The sequence below is a fragment of the Pseudoalteromonas sp. P1-25 genome (genome assembly GCF_001401805.1).
Lineage (GTDB): Bacteria > Pseudomonadota > Gammaproteobacteria > Enterobacterales > Alteromonadaceae > Pseudoalteromonas.
Genome location: NZ_LKDW01000153.1, coordinates 1 through 209 on the forward strand (window position 1 = coordinate 1; position 209 = coordinate 209).

Here is a 209-nt window from a genome sequence, read left to right on the forward strand (position 1 = left end):
GGTCTGCGCGGAAGATGTAACGGGGCTAAACTATGCACCGAAGCTGCGGATTCATCTTAGGATGAGTGGTAGGGGAGCGTTCTGTAAGCCGTTGAAGGTGAACCGGGAGGTTTGCTGGAGGTATCAGAAGTGCGAATGCTGACATGAGTAACGATAATGCGGGTGAAAAACCCGCACGCCGGAAGACCAAGGGTTCCTATCCCATGTTA

At 52.6% G+C, this 209-nt stretch carries 1 rRNA gene; it reads left to right on the plus strand.

The features are described from left to right. A 23S ribosomal RNA gene (locus AN393_RS19965) occupies positions 1–209 on the plus strand; the annotation flags it as partial.